Genomic DNA, 1,655 nt, shown 5'->3' with positions numbered 1-1,655 from the left:
GGTGCGTCAGGCGCTGGCAGCCGATACGGCGCAGCAGTTAAAAGAGATTGGAATTGACGCATCGATCCGCGGCACCGGCTGGGATACTGCGTATGACGAGGCACAGTCGCAGCCGCTTCTCTGGGGCTGGGGCGCGCACACGCCGATGGAATTTTATAATATTTACCATACAAAGGCAGATACGGGGCTGGCAGAATATTCGCCGTATGCGAATGAGACCGTGGACGCTTATATGGATGAGGCACTGGCAGCACCGGATCTGGAAAGTTCGTATGAATTGTGGAAAAAGGCGCAGTGGGACGGCGAGACGGGCGTTTCAGCCGAGGGTGATCTTCCGTGGATCTGGCTGGTGAATGTCGATCATCTGTACTGGGTGAGAGACGGGCTTCATGTCGCAGAGCAGAAGGTGCATCCGCACGGTCACGGCTGGTCCATCGTCAACAATGTCGATCGGTGGTACTATGAGTAGGATGAAATGGTTTGGGCGCAGTCTGCTACACCTGATTCTGCTGCTTTTGGCAGTCAGTCTGGTATCGTTTCTGCTGGTGTCGATGTCTCCGGTCGATCCGCTGCAGACGAATGTCGGGCAGACGGCGCTCGGCTCGATGGCGCCGGAGCAGATCGAGAAGCTGGAGGCGTACTGGGGCGTTGGTGTGCCGGTCTGGAAGCGCTTCTTTAGCTGGATTTCGGGCATCTGTCATGGTAATTTTGGCATTTCCCTTCTGTACCGCAGACCGGTGCTGGAGGTGATCGCGGAAAAGGCGTCTGCGTCAGTGTGGCTCCTTCTGTCTGCGTGGCTGTTTTCGGGAATCGTGGGGATATTTTTAGGAATTGCAGCGGCGGCAAAACGGGGCAAGTGGGTGGATCGCCTGATTACGGGCTATTGCATTGTGATCGCGGGAACGCCGTCCTTCTGGCTGGCGCTGGTGCTGCTGCTTCTCTTTACAGTGCAGCTTCCCATCTTCCCAATCGGGTTCAGTGTCCCGGTGGGAATGGCGGCGGACGAGGTCAGCCTGGCGGATCGCCTGTATCACGCATTTCTGCCGGCGTGTACGCTGGGACTGACAGGGATTTCTTCGATTGCGATGCACACGCGCGAAAAAGTGATTGAGATTCTGGAAAGTGATTACGTACTCTATGCGCGGGCGCGGGGCGAGAGTGGCTGGCGGCTGATTTTCCGGCATGGACTCCGCAACCTGCTTCTCCCGGTAATTACGCTGCAATTTGGCTCGATCAGCGAGATTTTCGGCGGTTCGGTGCTGGTGGAACAGGTCTTTTCCTATCCGGGACTCGGACAGGCGGCGGTCACGGCGGGGCTGGGAAGCGATATCCCGCTTCTGATGGGAATTACACTCATCAGTGCCGTGCTTGTATTTGCAGGAAATGCAGCGGCGGATGGGCTGTACCGGCTGGTCGATCCGAGACTTAGGAAAGGAGGCAGGGCATGAGAAAGAAAACACTCTGGCTGCTGGGAATTTCCCTCCTTTTCCTGATTCTGGTGACAGTGCTTGGAATCGTCTGGGAGGATGCTGCACAGCAGGTCGATTTTGCGAGAAAAAATCTGCCTCCGGGAACCGACGGGCTGTTTGGAACCGACTGGATGGGGCGGGATATGCTGAAACGGACGGTTGCGGGGCTTTCTTTAAGCATCCGGC

At 56.8% G+C, this 1,655-nt stretch carries 1 protein-coding gene and 2 pseudogenes; all 3 read left to right on the top strand.

The genetic code is table 11. The annotated features are described in order from the left end of the window. Positions 1 to 469 (top strand): annotated as a pseudogene (locus QVO97_RS02305) (ABC transporter substrate-binding protein); the annotation flags it as partial. Then, positions 462 to 1,448 (top strand): ABC transporter permease, encoded by a 987-nt coding sequence (locus tag QVO97_RS02300; RefSeq protein ID WP_022358798.1) that lies wholly within the window; start codon positions 462 to 464, stop codon positions 1,446 to 1,448. The pseudogene QVO97_RS02305 and the gene QVO97_RS02300, both read left to right, overlap by 8 nt. Continuing rightward, positions 1,445 to 1,655, top strand: a pseudogene (locus QVO97_RS02295) (ABC transporter permease); the annotation flags it as partial. The gene QVO97_RS02300 and the pseudogene QVO97_RS02295, both read left to right, overlap by 4 nt.

The sequence above is a fragment of the Clostridium sp. CAG:43 genome, assembly GCF_000434655.1.
Taxonomy (GTDB): Bacteria; Bacillota; Clostridia; order Lachnospirales; family Lachnospiraceae; genus Otoolea; species Otoolea fessa.
This window is presented reverse-complemented; position numbering and strand designations above follow the sequence as displayed.